This is a genomic window from Nonomuraea sp. NPDC004702, assembly GCF_053601695.1.
In genome coordinates, this window is sequence record NZ_JBSGCE010000031.1 from 100,306 (window position 1) to 118,759 (window position 18,454).

At 73.3% G+C, this 18,454-nt stretch carries 18 protein-coding genes; 6 read left to right on the top strand and 12 right to left on the bottom strand.

Annotation, left to right across the window (positions count from 1 at the left end; all coding sequences use genetic code 11):
* Positions 1 to 30 precede the first annotated feature (30 nt).
* The 6 genes from cobA to ACWEJ6_RS32325 form a co-directional block, all read right to left on the bottom strand.
* On the bottom strand, positions 31 to 1,263 hold the full coding sequence (gene cobA, locus ACWEJ6_RS32300) for a uroporphyrinogen-III C-methyltransferase (RefSeq protein WP_387678946.1): 1,233 nt from the start codon (positions 1,261 to 1,263) through the stop codon (positions 31 to 33).
* Between the two features lie 79 nt (positions 1,264 to 1,342).
* Entirely contained in the window at positions 1,343 to 2,338 is a 996-nt protein-coding gene (gene speB / locus ACWEJ6_RS32305) for an agmatinase (protein WP_352360597.1), read from the bottom strand.
* Positions 2,339 to 2,393: 55 nt separating this feature from the next.
* Positions 2,394 to 3,461 (bottom strand): nicotinate-nucleotide--dimethylbenzimidazole phosphoribosyltransferase, encoded by a 1,068-nt coding sequence (gene cobT / locus ACWEJ6_RS32310; protein ID WP_452428706.1) that lies wholly within the window; start codon positions 3,459 to 3,461, stop codon positions 2,394 to 2,396.
* Positions 3,462 to 3,503: 42 nt separating this feature from the next.
* The gene (locus ACWEJ6_RS32315) at positions 3,504 to 4,349 is read right to left on the bottom strand and encodes a sirohydrochlorin chelatase (protein ID WP_452428708.1); all 846 of its coding nucleotides are present in this window, start codon (positions 4,347 to 4,349) and stop codon (positions 3,504 to 3,506) included.
* A gap of 66 nt (positions 4,350 to 4,415) precedes the next feature.
* The gene (locus tag ACWEJ6_RS32320) at positions 4,416 to 5,591 is read right to left on the bottom strand and encodes a bifunctional cobalt-precorrin-7 (C(5))-methyltransferase/cobalt-precorrin-6B (C(15))-methyltransferase (protein WP_452428710.1); all 1,176 of its coding nucleotides are present in this window, start codon (positions 5,589 to 5,591) and stop codon (positions 4,416 to 4,418) included.
* Between the two features lie 81 nt (positions 5,592 to 5,672).
* Positions 5,673 to 6,761, bottom strand: a complete 1,089-nt coding sequence (locus ACWEJ6_RS32325) for a GNAT family N-acetyltransferase (RefSeq protein WP_452428712.1) — start codon at positions 6,759 to 6,761, stop codon at positions 5,673 to 5,675.
* Positions 6,762 to 6,837: 76 nt separating this feature from the next.
* Here ACWEJ6_RS32325 and ACWEJ6_RS32330 point away from each other — a divergent pair, with 76 nt between their 5' ends.
* Together ACWEJ6_RS32330 and ACWEJ6_RS32335 are read left to right on the top strand one after the other, a co-directional pair.
* The gene (locus ACWEJ6_RS32330; protein ID WP_358294801.1) at positions 6,838 to 7,245 is read left to right on the top strand and encodes a DUF2795 domain-containing protein; all 408 of its coding nucleotides are present in this window, start codon (positions 6,838 to 6,840) and stop codon (positions 7,243 to 7,245) included.
* A 3-nt stretch (positions 7,246 to 7,248) separates the two neighbouring features.
* The gene (locus tag ACWEJ6_RS32335) at positions 7,249 to 8,259 is read left to right on the top strand and encodes a baeRF2 domain-containing protein (RefSeq protein WP_387678927.1); all 1,011 of its coding nucleotides are present in this window, start codon (positions 7,249 to 7,251) and stop codon (positions 8,257 to 8,259) included.
* Between the two features lie 58 nt (positions 8,260 to 8,317).
* Here ACWEJ6_RS32335 and ACWEJ6_RS32340 read toward each other — a convergent pair whose 3' ends face one another.
* Genes ACWEJ6_RS32340 through ACWEJ6_RS32350 form a run of 3 tightly spaced genes read right to left on the bottom strand, consistent with a single transcriptional unit; the run spans position 8,318 to position 11,017 of the window.
* A complete protein-coding gene (locus ACWEJ6_RS32340) occupies positions 8,318 to 8,905 on the bottom strand; it encodes a LutC/YkgG family protein (protein ID WP_449925111.1) in 588 nt (195 codons plus the stop codon).
* On the bottom strand, positions 8,892 to 10,289 hold the full coding sequence (locus tag ACWEJ6_RS32345; protein WP_452428715.1) for a lactate utilization protein B: 1,398 nt from the start codon (positions 10,287 to 10,289) through the stop codon (positions 8,892 to 8,894). The genes ACWEJ6_RS32340 and ACWEJ6_RS32345 overlap by 14 nt, the downstream gene beginning before the upstream one ends.
* On the bottom strand, positions 10,286 to 11,017 hold the full coding sequence (locus ACWEJ6_RS32350) for a (Fe-S)-binding protein (protein WP_352322455.1): 732 nt from the start codon (positions 11,015 to 11,017) through the stop codon (positions 10,286 to 10,288). The genes ACWEJ6_RS32345 and ACWEJ6_RS32350 overlap by 4 nt, the downstream gene beginning before the upstream one ends.
* A gap of 84 nt (positions 11,018 to 11,101) precedes the next feature.
* On the opposite strand from ACWEJ6_RS32350, the gene ACWEJ6_RS32355 reads away from it, so the two are divergent.
* Positions 11,102 to 11,782, top strand: a complete 681-nt coding sequence (locus ACWEJ6_RS32355) for a FadR/GntR family transcriptional regulator (RefSeq protein WP_452428717.1) — start codon at positions 11,102 to 11,104, stop codon at positions 11,780 to 11,782.
* Here the strand turns inward: ACWEJ6_RS32355 and ACWEJ6_RS32360 are convergent.
* Positions 11,776 to 13,206, bottom strand: a complete 1,431-nt coding sequence (locus ACWEJ6_RS32360; protein WP_452428719.1) for a sulfatase family protein — start codon at positions 13,204 to 13,206, stop codon at positions 11,776 to 11,778. The genes ACWEJ6_RS32355 and ACWEJ6_RS32360 overlap by 7 nt on opposite strands.
* A 74-nt stretch (positions 13,207 to 13,280) precedes the next feature.
* On the opposite strand from ACWEJ6_RS32360, the gene ACWEJ6_RS32365 reads away from it, so the two are divergent.
* The gene (locus ACWEJ6_RS32365; protein WP_452428721.1) at positions 13,281 to 14,282 is read left to right on the top strand and encodes an LLM class F420-dependent oxidoreductase; all 1,002 of its coding nucleotides are present in this window, start codon (positions 13,281 to 13,283) and stop codon (positions 14,280 to 14,282) included.
* 31 nt (positions 14,283 to 14,313) lie between these two features.
* On the opposite strand, the gene ACWEJ6_RS32370 is transcribed toward ACWEJ6_RS32365, so the two are convergent.
* Complete coding sequence (locus tag ACWEJ6_RS32370) at positions 14,314 to 16,251, bottom strand: FtsX-like permease family protein (protein WP_452428723.1); 1,938 nt, start codon at positions 16,249 to 16,251, stop codon at positions 14,314 to 14,316.
* Positions 16,248 to 16,925 carry an ABC transporter ATP-binding protein gene (locus tag ACWEJ6_RS32375; protein WP_352323488.1) on the bottom strand — a complete coding sequence of 226 codons (678 nt, stop codon included), beginning with the start codon at positions 16,923 to 16,925 and terminating at the stop codon, positions 16,248 to 16,250. The genes ACWEJ6_RS32370 and ACWEJ6_RS32375 overlap by 4 nt, the downstream gene beginning before the upstream one ends.
* Before the next feature lie 91 nt (positions 16,926 to 17,016).
* Between ACWEJ6_RS32375 and ACWEJ6_RS32380 the strand changes: the two genes are divergently transcribed.
* Positions 17,017 to 17,664, top strand: coding sequence for a response regulator (locus ACWEJ6_RS32380; protein WP_387678912.1), 648 nt, complete (start codon positions 17,017 to 17,019; stop codon positions 17,662 to 17,664).
* Positions 17,665 to 17,779: 115 nt separating this feature from the next.
* A complete protein-coding gene (locus tag ACWEJ6_RS32385; protein ID WP_452428726.1) occupies positions 17,780 to 18,451 on the top strand; it encodes a DUF4328 domain-containing protein in 672 nt (223 codons plus the stop codon).
* The last annotated feature ends 3 nt before the right edge of the window (positions 18,452 to 18,454 follow it).

Genomic DNA, 18,454 nt, shown 5'->3' on the forward strand with positions numbered 1-18,454 from the left:
ACTCGTGCCGCCCGTCATCCATGGCGGTGTTCACGGCAAGCGCTCCGCTCGAACCATCTCGACCTCCTGGCCGACCCGCACGACGTCGCCGACGATGACGATCGCCGGAGGCCGTATCCCAGCCGCGGACACGCGGTCGGCCACGGTGGAAAGCGGTGCGATTACCGCCCGCTGGGTCGGAAGGGTACCGTCCTGTACCACCATTACGGGAGTCTCCGGCGCACGTCCGTCTCGAAGCAGCGCCTCGGCCACCTTCGGCAGCCGTTCGACGGCCATCATGAGCACCAGCGTGCCCTGGGATCGGGCCAGGGCGGGCCAGTCGACGGTGGAGGCCGGATGGTCGGGCGCGACGTGCACGGAGACGACGTGGAACTCCTGGCTCACGCCTCGATGCGTCACCGGCACCCCGGCCGCGGCCGGGACCGCGACGGCGCTGGTGATGCCGGGGACGACGAGCACGGGGATGCCGGCCTGGGCGCAGGCGATCATCTCCTCGCCGCCGCGCCCGAACACGAACGGGTCGCCGCCCTTGAGCCGGACGACGAACTTGCCCTGCCTGGCCCGGTCGACCAGCAGCTCGTTGATCTTCTCCTGGGACAGCGACCTGCCGTAGGGCACCTTGGCGGCGTCGATCAGCTCCACGTCGGGGGCGAGCTCGTCGAGCAGCGCCCGGGGCGCGAGCCGGTCGGCCACCACGACGTCGGCCTGGGCGAGGAGCTGCCGCCCGCGCACGGTGATCAGGCCGGGGTCGCCGGGGCCGCCGCCGACCAGGGCCACGCCGACGGGCTTGGTGCGGTTGCGGCGGGCGTCGACCGTGCCGTCACGCAGCGCGCCGACGACCGCGTCGCGGATGCCCGCGGCCCGGCGCGGGTCGCCGCCCGCGGTGACGGCCACGCTGATCTCGTCGACCCGGCCGGCGGCCGGGGTCCAGGCGGCGGAGGCGTCGCGGTCGTCGGCGCGCACGCACCACACCCGCTTGGCCTCGGCCTCGGCGGCGACCGCGGCGTTGACGGACCTGACGTCGGTGCACGCCTGCACGAGCCAGGCGCCGTCGCAGTCGCCCACCTCGTACGGCCGTGCGTGCCAGGTGACCCGGCCCGTGGCGATCAGGTCGTCGAGGGCCGGGGTGACCGCCGGGGACACCACGGTGACCTCCGCACCGGCCTCGAGCAGCGCGGGGACGCGCCGCTGCGCGACGCGGCCGCCGCCCACGACGAGCACCCGGCGGCCGGAAAGCCGCAGGCCGAGGAGGTAGGGACCCATGGGGGGAATCTCCCGTTCGCGAAGGTTGTGTTTGGAGGTAAACCTACCGGCTCACCGTGCGTCGTTCGCTGCGCATGGCTCAACGGCCGTCAAGAAGAGGCTGCGACGGGTCCCAGCGTGGCCCGCCCTGAGCGTCTTTGCGGCGTCTGGCCATGGCCGAGAGTGCCTCAAGAATAACGCGGTTCCCGAGGAACGCGGTGATGTCGGCGTGGTCGTACGGCGGCGAGACCTCGACCACCTCCATCCCGGCCACGGGCAGTTCGTAGCAGATCCGGCGCACGGCGTCGAGGAGCTGCCTGGCCGACAGGCCGCCGGGCTCGGGCGTGCCGGTGCCGGGGGCGTGCCCGGGGTCGCAGACGTCGATGTCCACCGACAGGAAGACCTGGTCGCACTCGTCGAGCGCGATCCCGAACGACTCCGTCAGGCACTCCTCCAGCCCGCGCGTCACGATCTCGGTCATCTCGTACGAGCGCATGCGCTGCGCCGCCATCCAGTCGAGCGTCTCGGGCTCGGGCCAGTAGCCGCGCAGCCCGATCTGCAGGAACCGGTCGCCCCGGATGGCGCCGGACTCGATGAGCCGCCGCATCGGCTGGCCGTGCCCGTGCAGGTGGCCGAACTCGATGTCGCCGGTGTCGGCGTGCGCGTCGAAGTGGATCATCGAGGTGCGGCCCGGCTCGTACGCCCTGGCGGTGCCCCGCGCGTCCGGCAGCGCGACGGTGTGGTCGCCGCCGAGCACCACCGGCACCGCCCCTGAGGAGGCGATCCGGTGCACCGCGTCCTCGATGGCGGCCAGCGAGCCCTCGACGTCGCCGGAGTAGCACTCGACGTCGCCCGCGTCGAGCACCCGCAGGTCGCGCAGGGCGTCGACGCGAAGGGCCAGGCTCGGACGGGACCCGTTGTGCGGCAGGTAGCAGGTCTGGCGCAGCGCCATCGGCCCGAACCTGGCGCCCGGCCGGTTGGAGGTGCCCCCGTCGAAGGGCGCACCGATGATCACCACGTCGGCGCCGGCGTAGCCGGCCGGGTCCGCGACGTCGCAGCGGTCCACGCCGAGGAACGTGATGTCAGGGCCGAACATGGGACCGTACCGGGACACTGCTCACCTCACGTGCTGTTTCGAGTGTCCCCCATCATCACACGGGCTTTTCCGTGACCCCCGCCGAGTCGAACGTCGCCACCTCGTGCATCACCCGTACGGCCGCGCACACCAGCGGGTGAGCGAGCAGGCCGCCGGTGCCCTCGCCGAGCCGCAGCTCCAGGTCCACCAGCGGGCGCAGCCCGAGATGGTCGAGCGCGGCGGCGTGGCCGGGCTCGGCCGAGCGGTGGCCGGCCACGCAGTGGCCGCTGACGTGGGGGTCGAGGGCGGCGGCGACCAGGGCGGCCGAGCCGGCGATGACGCCGTCGAGGATCACCGGCACCCGGTTCGCCGCGCCGCACAGCACGAACCCCGCGATGGCCGCGTGCTCGAAGCCGCCCACGGCGGCCAGCGCGCGCAGGGCGTCGCTCGGCCCGGTGCCGCCGGGCAGGCCGTTCACCCGCAGCGCCTCACGGACGACCTCGACCTTGTGGTCGTAGGTCGCGTCGTCGATGCCGGTGCCCCTGCCGGTCACCTCGGCCGGGTCCTTGCCGGTGAACACCGAGATCAGCGCGGCCGAGGCGGTGGTGTTGGCGATGCCCATGTCGCCGGTGATCAGGCAGCGGGCGCCCCCGTCGATCAGCTCCTGCGCGACGGCGATGCCCGCCTCCAGAGCCCTGACGGCCTGGTCGACGCTCATGGCGGGGCCGCGCGACAGGTCGGCGGTGCCGTACGCGACCTTGCGCTTGACCAGGTCGGGGGCGTCGGGCAGGTCGGTGGCGACGCCGACGTCCACCACCGTCACGGACGCGCCCACCTGGGCGGCGAAGGCGTTGGCGACCGCGCCGCCGGCCAGGAAGTTGGCGACCATCTGCGTCGTGACCTCCTGCGGCCACGGGCTGACGCCGCGCGCGTGCACGCCGTGGTCGGCCGCGAAGATGGCCAGGGCGGCCGGCGCGGGCATGGGCGGCGGGCAGACGCCGGACGCGCCCGCCAGGCGTACGGCCACCTCCTCCAGGGCCCCGAGCGCGCCGCGCGGCTTGGTGAGCCGGTCCTGGTGGGCGCGGGCCTCGGCGAGCGCCTCGGGGTCGGCGGGACGGATGGCCGCCAGGGTCTCGGCGAGCACGGACACCTCCACTTGATGACACTTGATGGACGAGCTGGAGCGTCAGTGGACGAGTTGGAGCGCTTCCTCGTACCGGTCGATCACGACGTCGGCCAGCGTCTCGCAGTCGCCGATCACCTCGGCGCAGCGGATGTCGAGGTCGGGGTGGCCCGCGCCGTACGCCAGGGCCTGGGCCCACACGCGCTCCAGCAGGCCGCCCGCGAACAGCAGGTACGGCACCACGATCACCCGCTTGGCGCCCAGCCGGCGGCAGCGTTCGAGCCCGCCGGGCACGCCGGGCGGCGTCACCGAGACGAACGCGGTCTCGACGGTCATGTAGTCGTAGGCGTGCGTCTCCCAGAACAGCCGCGACACCCGGTGGACCTCGGCGTTGGCGGCGGCGTCGGTCGAGCCCTCGCCGACCAGCACGACCGCCGTCTCACCCGGCTCGACCTGGCCGGGGACGTCGTCGAGGATCGGGGTGTCGACGGCGCGCAGCCGGGGCCGGGCGCCGACCAGTTCCAGGGGGCGTGGCCTGGCCATCTCGGCGGCGGCCTCGCCGAGCCGGTCGGCCAGCAGCGCCAGCACGCGCGGGTCGGGGCCGAGGGGGCGGCCGTAGTCGTACATGAGGGTGGGGTGGCGCTGCTGTTCGAGCGCCATCGCGGCGGGGAACTCCGCATCCACCTTGCTGAGACTGAGCGGCAGCGCGACGAGACGGTGGTGGCCGCGCGCCATCAGGGACGCCACGGAGTCGCTCAGGCGCGGCGTGGCGCGTTCCAGATAGCCGCCGGAGACGTCGACGGCCGTGTGGTCGAGGCGGCAGCGCAGCCGGTGGACGAACCTGCCGAACTCCGCGGCGTAGGCGTCATCGTTCGAGCCCTGCCCGATCAGCAGGAGCGGCGGCTTCATTGAGGGATCTCCGGTGCGTAGACAAAGTCACGCGAGGATAACCGATACGTGCCCGTGGGGGACAGGTCACGCTGCGTGCGCGGGCCTGGCGTGCACGACGAAGACGGCATCCGCCGCGGTCAGACGGTGGGAACCGCCGGCGCCGGGCGTCAGCGCGGACGCCTGGATCCGCGTGCCCTCGCCACGGTAGCCGAGCTCGCGCAGCAGCTCCAGCACGGCCACCGCCCGCTCGGCCGTGCCGAGCGCGCACACCAGCGCGCGGGGGCCGCGGGCGGCGCACGCCGCGACCACGTCGTCACCGCCACCGCCGACGAAGACGGCGTCGGGGTCGGGCAGCGGTTCGAGCGCGGCGGGCGCGTGCCCCCTGGTCAGGGCGACCTTGACGCCGTGGGCCAGCACGTTGGCACGCAGCCGCGCGCAGGCGGACTCGTCGCGTTCGACCGCCACCACGGCCGCGCCCAGCCTGGCGCACTCGACGGCGATCTCACCCTCCCCCGCGCCGACGTCCCAGACCAGGTCGCCGAGCCGGGGACCCAGCTTGGCCAGGACGAACGCCCGCACCTCGGCGGGCAGCCCGCTGTCCCACGGCAGCGCCCACTCCGCCGGGCCGGGTTGCGCCCCGGCCACCCAGCCCGGCTGCCCGGGCCGGTGCAGCGGGTCGATGACGAGGACCACGTCGGGGTCCTTCCACGGCCGGGTGGTGGCCTCGCCCATGCGGCTGTGCGTGACGCGCTGTCCCGGGCCGCCCAGGTCCTCGCAGACGATCAGGGCGCGCGGCGTGGTCGGCGCCAGCTCCCTGGCGATCTCGGCGGGGCCGACGCCGGGCGCGACGAGCAGCGCGACCTTGGGATGGGCGCGGCAGGCGTTCACCACGCGGGCGAGCCGGCCGGGGCCGGAGGGGGCGACGACGAGGGCGTCCTCCCAGTTGAGCCCGGCGCAGGCGAAGGCGCGGCTGATCAGCGAGGTGGCCGGCAGGACGTCCGGCCGCAGGCCGTGCGCCCGTAAGGTGCGGACGACTCCGAAGAAGCCGGGATCGCCCTCGGCGACCACGACGGCCGGGCCCCGGTCCGGCCCGAGATGGCCGTCGAGGGCCTGGAGCACGTCGCCGTCGTCGGCGGCGCGTCCGTCGACCCCGAGCCGGCCGAGAATGGCGGCGGGGCCCACGACGAGCTCCGCCTCACGCAGCCTGCCCGCGGCCCCGGCCGGCAGCTCGATCCCGTCCCAGCCGACAACCGTGATCATTCAGCCTCACCGTCCTCATCCCCAGGGTGACGGTTCCGGCCGGGTTTCACCATGGGCCGGCCAGGCCAGTCCGCTGTGCCCTCAGGCGAGGTCGGACGGGACCAGGCTGTAGACGACCAGGTCCTCGCCGTCGAGCGCGGCGCGGGCCACGCCCTCGCGGGTGAAGCCGGCCTTCTCCGCCACGCGTTGCGAGGCCGGGTTCGACACCGCGGCCCGCAGTTGCAGCCGGCGGAAGCCGTGGCGCTCGAACAGCCAGCGGGCGATCGCGGTCACGGCCTCGCCCGCGTAGCCCCGGCCGCGGGCCCAGGGCGCGGTCATGTAGCCGACCTCGGCCGTACGGTTGCGCCAGTCGAGGTCCCTGAGGTCCACGTTGGCCACGTAACGGGTGGTGGTGAACTCCTCCACGGTGAACGCGATGCCCGCGCCCCGCATCCGCATCCGTTCGCAGAGGTCGACGAACGCGCGGGCGTGCTCCTCGCTGTAGCCGCGCGGGACGCCGGTCCTGGCCTGGGTGAGCGGGTCGGCGCCGGTGGCGGCCAGGCCGGGCACGTCGGCGGGGACGGGCTGCCGCAGCAGCAGCCGGGGCGTGCGCAGCTCGGTCTTCGGCAGGGCGGGCGCGGGCTCGCCGGAGTCCTCGCGCAGCAGGCCGAGGACGACCAGGTCGTGCGGGCCGTCCTCCTCCAGCACGGCGGCGCGCAGCACGCCCTCCCAGGTGAAGCCGGCTTTCAGCGCGACGCGCAGGGAGGCCGGGTTGTCCAGGTTCGCGGTGAGGTCCACCCTGCGCAGGGCGGTGGTGGCGAACACCCAGGAGGTCAGGGCGCGCACGGCCTCGGTGGCGTAGCCGCGGCCCCGGTACGTCGGGTGGACGCCGTAGCCGACCTCGGTGGTGCCTGCCGTCCACGACGTCCTGAACAGGCTGATGGCGCCCACGATGCGGTCGTCGGCCTCGGTCATGGCCAGGTGCAGGCCCTGCTGCGAGCGGTACAGCTCGTGCACGCCGTGCGCGAGCCACTGGCCGACGCCGGAGGCGTGGACGGGCGCGCCCGGCGGGAGGAAACGGTCGCCGGGCTCCACCGTCTCCACCACCGACCGCACGCGGGCGGCGTCACGGGGGTCGAACGGCCGGAGCAGGAGCCGTCCGGCGGCGATGCGCGCATCGGGATCGAACACGTGCGCACCCTACACACTCACGATGTTTGCCCACGAAAGCGGGGGTAGGGGCCGATTCGAGAGGAGTGAGGGAACTATGGAACGTGGGAGCGACAAGCACGGTCCGCGCCTGGACGATCAGCAGAAGCACGAGACCGAGGGCATGGTCCGCGGCGGCGGCAGCACGCACGCCGAGGAGTGGAAGGAGACCGAGTCCATGCCCGGGCCCGGCGAGGAGTCAGGGCAGTCGTACCCCCCGGGACACGAGCCCGGCACCCCCCAAGGCATCACCCAGCGCGGCGTCGACATCCGCAGCGACCTGGCCAAATGGCTCAGCGACACCCCTTGGCCCGCCTCCAAGGACGACCTGCTCCAGCACGCCGAGGACGTGGACGCCCCCGACCAGGTGGCCGACATGGTGCGATCCCTTCCCGACCGCCGTTTTGTGAACATCGCCGACGTGGCCAAGGCGCTCGGCCTCGGCATCGAAGAGCGGAGGTGGTGACCTGTGCGTCTCGACTTCATCAGGCCGCTGTACGAGCGGCGGGGCCCGTACGCGTCGGTCTATCTGGGCGCGCTCACCGAGCCGCAGCGGGAGACGCACTGGCACAGCGTCCGTGACCAGCTCGACGGGACCGACCCCGAGACCATCGACGCCCTGGAGGTGGCCGCCAACCGGCCGTCACCCGGCCAGGCGCTGTTCGCCACGCACGGCGCGGTGGTGCTGGCCGAGCCGCTGGCGCGGGCGCCGTACGAGATGGCGACCGTGTCGCCGCTGCCGCACGTCACGCCGATGCTGAGGCAGCGCGGCGAGAACGTGCCGCACCTGCGCGTCATCGTGGACCACGCCGGGGCCGAGCTGTCGGTGTTCGGCGGCGGCGCGCCGCGCACGACCACCGTGGCGGCGGCCGACTGGCCGCTGCAGAAGACCGCCCAGGGCGGCTGGTCGCAGAAGCGGTACGAGCGGGGCGCCGAGGAGACGTGGGAGAAGAACGCGGTCGCCGTCGCCCGCGAGATCGACGAACAGGTGCGCAGGATCGGCGCCGAGCTGATCATCGTGGCCGGCGAGCCGAAGTCACGCTCCTACCTGCTGCAACACCTCAGCACCAAGTCCGCCGACCGGGTGATGATGGTCGAGCACGGCAGCCGCTCCGACCACGGCCAGTTCGAGGCCGACGTCGAGCGCGCGCTGGACGACTGGCTCGAACGCCGCCGCGCCGAGCTGCTCGACCGCCACCGCGAGTCCTCGGGCCCGGCCGGCCTGTCCCAGGTCGCGCACGCCCTGCGCGAGGGCAGGGTGCACGCGGTGCTCATGCCCGCCCAGCTCGACCGGACCGTGTGGACCGGCGAGGGCGGCACCCAGCTCTCCACCGACCAGGGCGAGCTGCGGCGCTGGGGCGTCGAGCAGCCCGTCGAGGAGCGCGCGGACTCGGCCGTGGTCAGGGCCGCCGCCATGACGGACGCCGAACTGTGGTTCACCGACGACGTGCAGGACGTGGCGGCCGTGCTCAGGTACTGACGACCCGCGCCGTCGCCGCGGTGCCGGGTGCCGGCGATCCGCCGCGCGGCGCCGGCGCTCAGGTGCTGATGATCACTTCGAGGGTCCGGGGGCCGTGCACGCCCTCGACCCGGTTCAGCTCGATGTCGCTGGTCGCCGACGGGCCGCTGATCCAGGTGAGCGGGCGGGCCGGGTCGAGCCTGGCCACCGCCTCGGGCACGCCCGCCACGATCTGGTCGGCGCGCACCACGCACACGTGGTGGTCGGGGATCAGTGTCTGCGCCCTGGCGCCCTGGCCGGGCCCGTGGTCGAGGACGATGGTCCCGGTCTCGGCTATGGCCACCGCGCAGGCGGTGATCACGCCGTCGGCGGCGTCGAGGGTGTCCCAGCGCCGGTCGGTCCCGGCGTCCGGGCTGCTCGGGGCCGCCCAGGCGAAGCCGTCCGGGACGATCACGCGGCGGCCGGCGGCCAGCTCGGCCAGCTTGCCGGGCACGTCCGCGTCGGGCAGCACGTGCACGACGGCCCGGTAGTCGCGCACCCGCTCGGCGAACAGGCCCACCACGTCGTCCACGTCGGGGCGGGTGCGGTAGTGCCGGGCGACCTCCGTCTCGGGCGCGTCCGCGACCGCCTTCCTGACCTTGGCCAGGATCTCCTCACGCGCGCCCATCGTTCCGCTCCCACCAGTCTCTGAAGGATTCTTCCGGGATGTCGGGCACGTCCCGGGTGTCGGTCCAGGCCGCCAGCGGGCCGGGCAACCGCCGCCTGGGCACCAGCCTGCGCAGCCGGGCGGCCAGCCGCTGCGCCCTGGCCAGCCGGGCCTGGTCGTCCAGCACCCAGCCGGCGGCCTTCATGCCCGCGCGCTCGGCCGCCGCGTGCGGCGCCCTGGCCCGCAGGTCCACCAGCACCTCGGGGATGTCGATGGCCACCGGGCAGACCTCCAGGCAGGCCCCGCACAGGCTGGAGGCGAACGGCAACGAGGCGTCCAGGTCCGAGGACATGCCCCTGAGCTGCGGGGTGAGGATGGCCCCGATCGGCCCGGGGTAGACCGAGCCGTACGCGTGGCCGCCCGCGCGTTCGTAGACCGGGCACACGTTCAGGCAGGCCGAGCAGCGGATGCAGCGCAGCGCCTGGCGGCCCACCTCGTCGGCGAGCACGTCGGTGCGGCCGTTGTCGAGCAGCACCAGGTGGAAGTCCTGGCCCTCGGTGGCGCCGGTCCACGTGCTGGTGTACGGATTCATCCGCTCACCTGTGGAGCTGCGCGGAAGAAGCTGGAGGAAGACCTCCAGATCCCGCCAGGTCGGCAGGAGCTTCTCGATGCCGACGACGCTGATGAGCGTCTCGGGGAGGGTCAGGCACATGCGGCCGTTGCCCTCCGACTCCAGCACGACCAGCGTGCCGGTCTCGGCGATCATGAAGTTCGCCCCGGAGACGGCGACCTTGCTCCGGAGAAAACGTTCGCGCAGGTGGAGCCGGGCGGCCTCGGCCAGGGCGGGCGGCTCGTCGGTGAGGCCGTCGGGCACGCCGGGCATGCGGTCGAGGAAGATCTCGCGGATCTCCGAGCGGTTGCGGTGGATCGCGGGGACCAGGATGTGGCTGGGGAAGTCGTCCCCGAGCTGCACGATCAGCTCGGCCAGGTCCGTCTCGTACGCGGTGATGCCGCGCCGGGCCAGCGCCTCGTTGAGCCCGATCTCCTGGGTGGCCATCGACTTGACCTTGACCACCTCGGTCTCGCCGGTGGCCGCGACCAGGTCGCCGACGATGCGGTTGGCCTCCTCGGCGTCCCTGGCCCAGTGGACGGTGCCGCCCGCCCGCCGGACGGCGTCCTCCAGCTGGAGCAGGTAGCGGTCGAGGTGGCGGAGCGTGTGGTCCTTGACGGCCTTGCCGGCCGCGCGCAGCTCGGCCCAGTCGGGCAGCTCGCCGACGACGCCGGCGCGCTTGCCGCGAATGGTGTGCGTGGCTTTCCGGAGGTTGAACCGCAGTTGCGAGTCCTCCACGGCCTTCGCCGCATTTTTCGGGAAATTTCCGGGCATGCCGAGGAATGTCGCGCTCATCGGGTCTCCTCCGTGGCTGCGAGGATCTCCGCCAGGTGCATCGTCCTGACCCCCGTCTTCTGCCGGCTCAGGGTGCCGCCGATGTGCATCAGGCACGAGTTGTCGGCCGCGCAGATCACCTCGGCGCCCGTGTCGAGGATGCCGCGCACCTTGTCGGCCCCCATGGCGGCCGACACCGCCGGGTTCTTGACCGCGAACGTGCCGCCGAAGCCGCAGCACTCCTCCGCGCCGGGCAGCGGCACGAGCTCCAGACCTCGGACCTTCCGCAGCAGCCGGGTGGGCCGGTCGCCCAGGTGCAGCCCGCGCAGCGAATGGCACGTCGGGTGATATGTCACCCGGTGCGGGAAATATGCGCCAACGTCGTCGACTTTCAGGACGTCCAGCAGGAACTCGCTCAGCTCGTACACCTTGGGCACGACCTCGGCCACGGCCGCCGCGCCCCTGCTGCCCGGCCGCACCAGCTTCGGGTACTGCTCGCGCACCATGGCCGCGCACGACCCGGACGGCGCCACGACGGCGTCGTACCCGGCGAACACCTCGGTGAACTTCCTGGCCAGCCGCACGCCCTCCGCCCGGTAACCGGTGTTGACGTGCATCTGCCCGCAGCACGTCTGGGCGACGGGGAAGTCCACGTCGCAGCCCAGCCTGCGCAGCAGCGACACGACGGCCTTGCCGGTGCCCGGGAAGAGCGTGTCGTTCACGCACGTGATGAACAGGGCGACTCGCACGACTCTCCCAACGAATGGTCCGACCACTGTATGGTCAGACCATACCTAACCACACAGTTCCGGGCCAGCACCGGGGAGGCATCGGTGAAACGCACACGGGCGTTCGAGGACGTGCTCGCCCAGATCGAACGGCGCATCGCCGAGGACGGCCTGACCGTGGGCGACCGGCTGCCCGGCGAACGCCAGCTCGCCGAGCAACTGGGCGTCGGCCGCTCGTCCGTGCGGGAGGCGCTGCGCGTCCTGGAGACCCTGGGTGTGGTGTCCTCGCAGGTGGGACGGGGTCCGGACGCGGGAGCCGTGCTGACCTCGCGGCCCGACACGGCGCTCACCGACCTGCTCCGGCTCAACCTCGGCCTGGCCACCCTGGAGCAGCGCGAGGTCGTGGACGCCCGGCTGATGATCGAACGCTGGTCGGCCGCGCACGCGGCGGCCACCCGAGCCGGCACGGCGGAGCTGGCCGCCGCGATCGAGAGCATGGACCGGGCGGCCACGGCCGAGGAGTTCGTGGAGCACGACACCGCCTTCCACTGCGCGATCGCGGACGCCTCGGGCAACCGGCTCATCGCCGCCATCATGCGCTCACTCCGGGACGCGATGCGCAGGAACGCCATCGAAGCGGTCGAACGCCTCGGCGACCCGTCCGTGCTGCGCGCCGACCATGAGCGCATCCGCGCGGCCATCGCGGCGGGCGACCCGGAGGAGGCCCAGCGGGCGGTGACCGATCACCTGGCGCACGCCTACCCCGCCCTGTTCCCCGGTCACTGACGCGCGTCGGCCTCCCGGCACCCCGCCCCCGAGCAGGCCCGCATCGCCTGGAGCCGGGCGTCGAGGCCGGCCAGCAGCGCCGGGTCGGCGGTGGCCGCGAGGTTGTCGAGCTGGTACGGGTCGGCCGCCAGGTCGTAGAGCTGCCGCTCCCCCGTGTCGTACCTGACGTAGGTGTAACGCTCGGTGCGCAGCGCCTGGTAGGAGGGCACCGGGGTCTGGGCCCCCGACGACCGGTTGACCGGCCTGTTGAACTCGACCAGCACGTTCTTGCGCCACTGGGCGGGCGGGCTGCCGCGCAGCAGCGGCACCAGCGAGCGCCCCTCGCTGAACGCCGGCACGGCGGCCCCGCCCAGCTCGGCGATCGTCGGCGCGATGTCGACGGTCGCGCCGAGCTGCCCGATCGCGGCCCCCGCCCGGATCCCCGGCCCGCGCACCACGAACGGAACCTTGATCGCCTCCTCGAACGGCGTCGTCTTGCCCTGGGGAAGCCGATGTGTGCCGAGATGGAAGCCGTTGTCGGAGGTGAAGATGATGTAGGTGTTGTCGAGCTTGCCAGATGCCTGCAGCGCCTCGATCACCGACCGGACCAGGTCGTCCACGCCGAGCATCGACCGCAGCCGCCTGCGGTGGCGCTCGTCGACCCGGTCGATGTCCTCCTGCGTCAGCGAGGGCAGGGAGCGCAGCCACAGCGGCTCCTTGCTCACGTCGGCCTGGTTGAACGACGGCGTGCGCGGCGCGGTGACCTCGGGGAGGTCGGCGACGTGCCGGACCGCCGGGTTGGCCGGGTTGTGCGGGCCGATGGGCGTCAGGTAGAGGAAGAACGGCTCGTCGGCGGCGGTGATGAAGTCGCGGGCCTTGTCGGCCAGCACGTCGGACAGGTAGTCCTCCTCCGACCAGCCGTAGTCGTACAGGTCGCCGTTCTCGTTGAGGCGGTAGCCGTACTCCTCGTAGAGCTTGCGGACCGGGACGTCCCATTCGTCCCAGCCGGGCGGCACGTAGGCGGCGTCGGCGGTGGCGCCGGGATAGTGGTTGAGGAACTTGCCCATCAGCGCGGTGCGGTAGCCGGCCTGCTGCATCCACGTGCCGATCGTGGAACGTTCCAGATCGAGGGAGTGGAAGCGGTCGAACCCCCCTTCGGGGGCGGTGTTGGTCAGGACGCCATGGCTGTGGACGTACTGGGAGCGCAGGATCGACGTGCGCGAGGGGCAGCACCAGGAGTTCGTCACGAAGAACCGGCTGAAGGAGGTGCCCTTCGCCACCAGCTCCGAGTTGATGGCAGGGAAGTAGGACAGCGTGCCGCTCTCCAGGTCGTCGGCCATCACGAACACGATGTTCGGCCGCGAGGCGCTCACGGCCATCGTCGGCTCGGCCGCCGGCGACAGCAGGAGCAGCAGGCAGAAGAGACGGCAGAGACTCTTGAGCACAATGTCTGATCTCCCCGGGAGATCACGCATTGACACTGCGGCCTCGGTAATGGAACTTTATTCCGGAGGTGCGTATGAAGCTCGGCCTGAACCTCGGTTACTGGCAGCGCGACGCCGACGACGCCACGGAGACCGTCCTGGCCGCCGAACGACTCGGCTACGACTCGGTGTGGACCGCCGAGGCGTACGGCAGCGACGTGTTCACCCCGCTGGCCTGGTACGGGGCGCGTACGAGCCGGATCAAGCTGGGCACGTCGGTGGCGCAGATCTCAGCCCGCCCGCCGGTCACGACCGCGATGACCGCGATGACGCTCGACCATCTGACCGGCGGCCGGCTGCTGCTCGGCATCGGCGCCTCCGGCCCGCAGGTCGTGGAGGGCTGGTACGGGCAGCCGTTCGCCAGGCCCCTGGCCAGGACCCGCGAGTACGTCGAGATCATGCGCCGCGTGTGGCGCCGCGAGGAGCCCGTGACCAGCGACGGCGACCACTACCCGCTGCCCCTGGCGGGCGGCCTGGGCAAGCCGCTCAAGCTCATCACCCACCCGCTGCGCCGCGACATCCCCGTCTACCTCGGCGCGGAGGGCCCGAAGAACGTCGCCCTGGCCGCCGAGGTCGCGCAGGGCTGGCTGCCGCTGTTCGCCTTCCCCGGCAAGATCGAGGAGATGTACGGCGACGCGCTGGCGGGCCGCGACCCCGGCTTCGAGATCGCCGCCATGGTGATGGTCGTCATCTCCGACGACGTCAGGGCCGCCCTCGACGGCGTCAAGATGATGCTCACGCTCTACATCGGCGGCATGGGCGCCAAGCAGCGCAACTTCCACGCCGACATCATCGGCCGCATGGGCTTCGCCGCGGCGGCCGAGCACATCCAGGCGCTCTACCTGGCCGGCCGCAAGGACGAGGCGTTCCGGGCGATCCCCGACGAGCTGGCCGACGGCATCTCGCTCGTCGGCCCGCCCGGCCGGATCAGGGAACGGCTCGAACTGTGGCACAAGAGCCCGGTCACCAGCCTGCTGGTGATGGGACCGCGCGACGAGCAGTCGCTGCGCACGGTCCGCGACCTCGTGCTCGGCTGATCCGCGCCGGACTGACCGCCCGGCCGGGCGGTCAGTCCGGCCGGGGCGCCGGGTCTTCGGTCACCGAGCGCAGCAGCGGCCTGCTCAGCGCGCCCGCGCCGATCACGCCCGCGAAGCCGGCGCCCACGCAGACCAGCAGCGTGACCACGCCGCTCGTGCTCACTCCGCCGATCATGAACGGCATCGCGCAGAACGCGCCCACCAGGATCGCGCCGCCGCCCATCACGGCCATCGGGATCAGCGTCTCGGCCCGCCGGGCCCGGTCCAGGACCTCCAGGGGCGTGCCCGCCAGCCGCAGCAGCGCGTACGTCTGCCGCCGGTCCAGCACCGACGAGGCCGCGGTGATGCCCGCGCTGGCGATCGCCACCAGGAACGACACCGACAGCACCACGATCGTGCCCACCCGCACGTCGGCCAGGATCTGCAGGCCGAAGCGCTGGTCGTCGGCCTTCGTCGTCGGGGTGCGCCCCGGCACGAGGTCGCTCAGCGCGGTGCGCGCCCGGTCCACCACGACGTCGTCGGCGCCGCTGCCGAGCGCCGCGACCACGGTGTGCTTGACGGTCTTCACCGTGGCCGTGATGCCCGCCCGCGCGAGCCGGTCGCGGGCCTGGTCGGCCACCTTCGCCGTCTCCCCCACCGGCGCCACGACGCTGAGCTGGGCGGGCCCGGCGTCCCCGCCGAACGCGCCGGGGCTGAGCAGGCCGAGGAACCCGGCCACGAAGCCGGTCAGTGCCACGCCGCTGACGGTCCGCCAGGCCGAGCGCGGATCGTCCACCAGCCTGCGGGCCGCCAGCAGCCGCGCGGGCCGGCGCGCGGTCCCGGCCGCGACCTTGCCGATGAGGCCGACCACCCACGGCCCGGCCAGGTTCAGGCACAGGAACGCCAGCCCGAGCGCCACGGCCACGATCGCCACGCTGGTCCCCCTGGTGAGCAGCGGGAACACGGCCAGCACCGCGAGCAGCGCGAGCACGCGGACGAACCGCATGCCGGGCGGCGTCTCCCGCTTGGCCACGCCGAGCGGGCTGACCACGACCCGGCGCAGCCCGACCACCGCCGACAGCCCCACCAGCAGCGGCACCGCGACCAGCACGCCGGCCAGGATCAGCAGGTTCGGGAACAGGTCGGCGACGAACCAGGTGCCGCCCTGGATCGGGATGCGCGCCAGCAGCGGCACGGCCGCCCCGAACGCGACGGCCCCGGCCAGGGCCCCGGCGAAGGCGACCAGCACGGCCTCGGCCACCGTCATGCCGACCACCTGGCCCGGCGTCGCGCCGATCAGCCTGAGCGCGGCCAGCCGCTGGTCGCGCCGGGCGACGGTGAGCCTGGCCGCCGCGCCGCCGAACACCAGCAGCGGCACCACCATGAGCACGCTGGCGATCAGCGCCAGCACCTGGTACGCCTCGGCGTCCTCGCTGGGCGTGCCCGCCAGGGTCGCGACCTTGACCGGCGGCTTGCCGAGGATCCAGTCGTCGCTGCGCTCGGCGGTCATCGCGGGCGCGTCCGGTGCGTGGCCGACCACCGCGACCAGCTCCTCGGGCTGGACCAGCGCCTCGTCGCCGAGCACGCCCTTCGGCGCCGGGTAGCGCTTGGCCAGCCGGTCGGCGGGCAACTCGGCGGCCAGCTCGGACAGGGCGGGCGACAGCCACACCTCGCCGGGGGCCGGGAAGCGCGGCATGCCGGGCGGGGCGGGCGCCCCCGGCTTGAGCGCGGCCAGGTCGACGACGGTGATCGTCCTGCCGTCCACGTAGTCGAAGCGGGAGGCCTCGACGGCCACCGCGTCCTTCTGGGCCGCCGCCACGGGGTTGCGCCAGGCGCTGCGGTCGGCCCTGGCGCCGAAGGCGACGTTCGCGGCGACGGCGAACAGCAGCAGCGCCGTGGCCACCGCGACCGCGCCGAAGGTGAGCCAGGTGCCCAGCATGCCCCTGCGGCCGCCGCCCTTGAGCAGCCGCCAGGTCAGGTCGAGGTTCACGCGGTCACCCCGTGGGCGAGCAGGCGGCCGTCGCGGACCTCGACCGTGCGGTCGCACCAGGCGGCCACGTTGGGGTCGTGCGTGACGACGATCAGGCAGGCCCCGTTGTGCCTGGTCGCCTCGGTGAGCAGGCGCATGGTGTCCTGGCCGGTCTGCTGGTCGAGCGCGCCGGTCGGCTCGTCGGCGAAGACCACGGCCGGCTTGCTCACCAGCGCCCTGGCGATGGCCACGCGCTGGGCCTGGCCGCCGGACAGCTCGCCGGGCCGCCGGGTCTCCATCTGGTGCAGGCCGAGCAGCGGGAACCACTCGCGGGCCTGCCGTACGGCCTGGGCGCGCGGCACGCCGCCCAGCATGAGCGGGAGCGCCACGTTCTCCTCGGCGGGCAGCTCCGGCAGGAGCTGGCCGAACTGGAAGACGAAGCCGAAGCGGGTGCGGCGCAGGGCGCTGCGCTGGCGCTCGCCCATGGCGTCGATGCGCTGGCCCAGCAGGTGGACCTCGCCGTCGTCCGGCTTCATGATCCCGGCCAGGCAGTGGAGGAGGGTCGACTTGCCGGAACCGCTCGGGCCCATGATGGCCACGGCCTCTCCCGCCCGTACCGTGATGTCCACGCCGCCCAGGGCGACCGTCTGCCCGAACCGCTTGGCCAGGGCTCGTCCAACAAGCACGTCGTTCATGGCCCCAACCCTTCCGTGGCGGGGGGTGGCGGCGGATCGGCCGTGCGTCCATTTCGGCCTCGGCCGAACGGCTGATCCTTAGAGTTGAGCCGTGACTATTCGGGTTCTCATCGCCGACGACCAGCAGCTGGTGCGCACCGGCTTCCAAATGATCTTGGACGCTCAACCGGACATGGAGGTCGTGGCCGCCGTGGCCGACGGCGCCGAGGCCGTGGCCGAGGCCAGGCGGCTGCGGCCGGACGTGTGCCTGCTCGACATCAGGATGCCCAAGCTCGACGGGCTGGAGGTGACCCGCGTGCTGGCCGGGCCGGGCGTGGAGAACCCGATGCGGGTGGTCATCGTCACCACCTTCGACCTCGACGAGTACGTCTACGGCGCGCTGCGCGCCGGGGCCACCGGCTTCCTGCTCAAGGACAGCGGCCCCACGCTGCTCATCGAGGCGGTCAGGGCCGCCGCCGGAGGCGACGCGCTGGTGTCGCCGTCGGTCACCGTCCGGCTGCTGCAGCACCTGACCCAGCCCCGGCGGGCGGCCGAGCCGCCGAACGGCCCGCTGACCGAGCGCGAGCTCGACGTCGTGCGCCTGGTGGCCAGGGGACGCACCAACCAGGAGGTGGCCGCCGAGCTGTTCGTGTCGCTGTCGACGGTGAAGACGCACCTGGGCAGCATCCAGGCGAAACTCGGTGTCCGCAATCGGGTGGGAATCGCAGCTTGGGCGTGGGAATCCGGCGTGGTGAGCTGATTAACAGCGGTGCTCACGGGATACAAGTGAGTCAGAACCTCAGCGCATGGCCCGGGGGGAGAACATCGTGCGCTACGCCCAGGCACCGCCAACCAAAGCTGCTTCCGCCGTATACGTGACGCTTGCCGCGCAGGTCCTCTCCCTGGGCGCCCTCGTGGTCTTCGAGCGGTCCCGCGGCCGTCATCTCGCCGTCCAGCTCGCCGCGTTCGGCGGCCGTCCCCATGGGGCGCAGGCGGAGGCGGTCGTGGGGGCGGTGACGACGTTCGCGGTGCTGATGATGCTGGTCGCGGGCACCTCCGTCGCCGCCGGGGCCGCCTACGTGACCTGGCTGGTGCGCGCCCGTCAGGTGAAGGACCGTTCCAGCCCCACCGGCCCGGTCGCGGCCGCGTGGCTGATCCCCGTCGTCAACCTGGTCGCGCCCGCGCTGCTGGTCGACGACATCTGGCGGCGGGCCAAGCCGCCGTCCGGGCGGCGCGGGCGGTGGCTGGTGCTGCTGACGGCGTGGTGGCTGAGCTGGCTGGGCATGCTGACGCTGGTCACGGTCCGCCTCCCGCTGGAGTCCGCCTCCGACGGGCTGACCGGGGTGGGGTTGCTGGAGCTGGGCGGCGCGGTGGCGGCGGCCCTGCTGTGCGCCGCCACCGTCCGCGAGGTCACCCGCGTCCAGCGGCTCGACGTGGCCGGACGGCTGCGCGCGGCGGTCGCCGAGTCCGCGCCCGGCCCCGAGGTCGTGACCCGGCTGACCACCCGGCCCGCCCACGGCTCGGCCCCGTTCGGCCACACCGGCTGACGA

Bases quoted from the DNA above. Each gene is read 5' to 3' on its own strand.
- ACWEJ6_RS32330 (WP_358294801.1), top strand. From the start codon at position 6,838: ATGGAACGTGGGAGCGACAAGCACGGTCCGCGCCTGGACGATCAGCAG.
- ACWEJ6_RS32340 (WP_449925111.1), bottom strand. From the start codon at position 8,905: ATGGGCGCGCGTGAGGAGATCCTGGCCAAGGTCAGGAAGGCGGTCGCG.
- speB (WP_352360597.1), bottom strand. From the start codon at position 2,338: ATGTTCGGCCCTGACATCACGTTCCTCGGCGTGGACCGCTGCGACGTC.
- ACWEJ6_RS32320 (WP_452428710.1), bottom strand. From the start codon at position 5,591: ATGATCACGGTTGTCGGCTGGGACGGGATCGAGCTGCCGGCCGGGGCC.
- ACWEJ6_RS32315 (WP_452428708.1), bottom strand. From the start codon at position 4,349: ATGAAGCCGCCGCTCCTGCTGATCGGGCAGGGCTCGAACGATGACGCC.
- ACWEJ6_RS32345 (WP_452428715.1), bottom strand. From the start codon at position 10,289: ATGAGCGCGACATTCCTCGGCATGCCCGGAAATTTCCCGAAAAATGCG.
- ACWEJ6_RS32365 (WP_452428721.1), top strand. From the start codon at position 13,281: ATGAAGCTCGGCCTGAACCTCGGTTACTGGCAGCGCGACGCCGACGAC.
- ACWEJ6_RS32375 (WP_352323488.1), bottom strand. From the start codon at position 16,925: ATGAACGACGTGCTTGTTGGACGAGCCCTGGCCAAGCGGTTCGGGCAG.
- cobA (WP_387678946.1), bottom strand. From the start codon at position 1,263: ATGGGTCCCTACCTCCTCGGCCTGCGGCTTTCCGGCCGCCGGGTGCTC.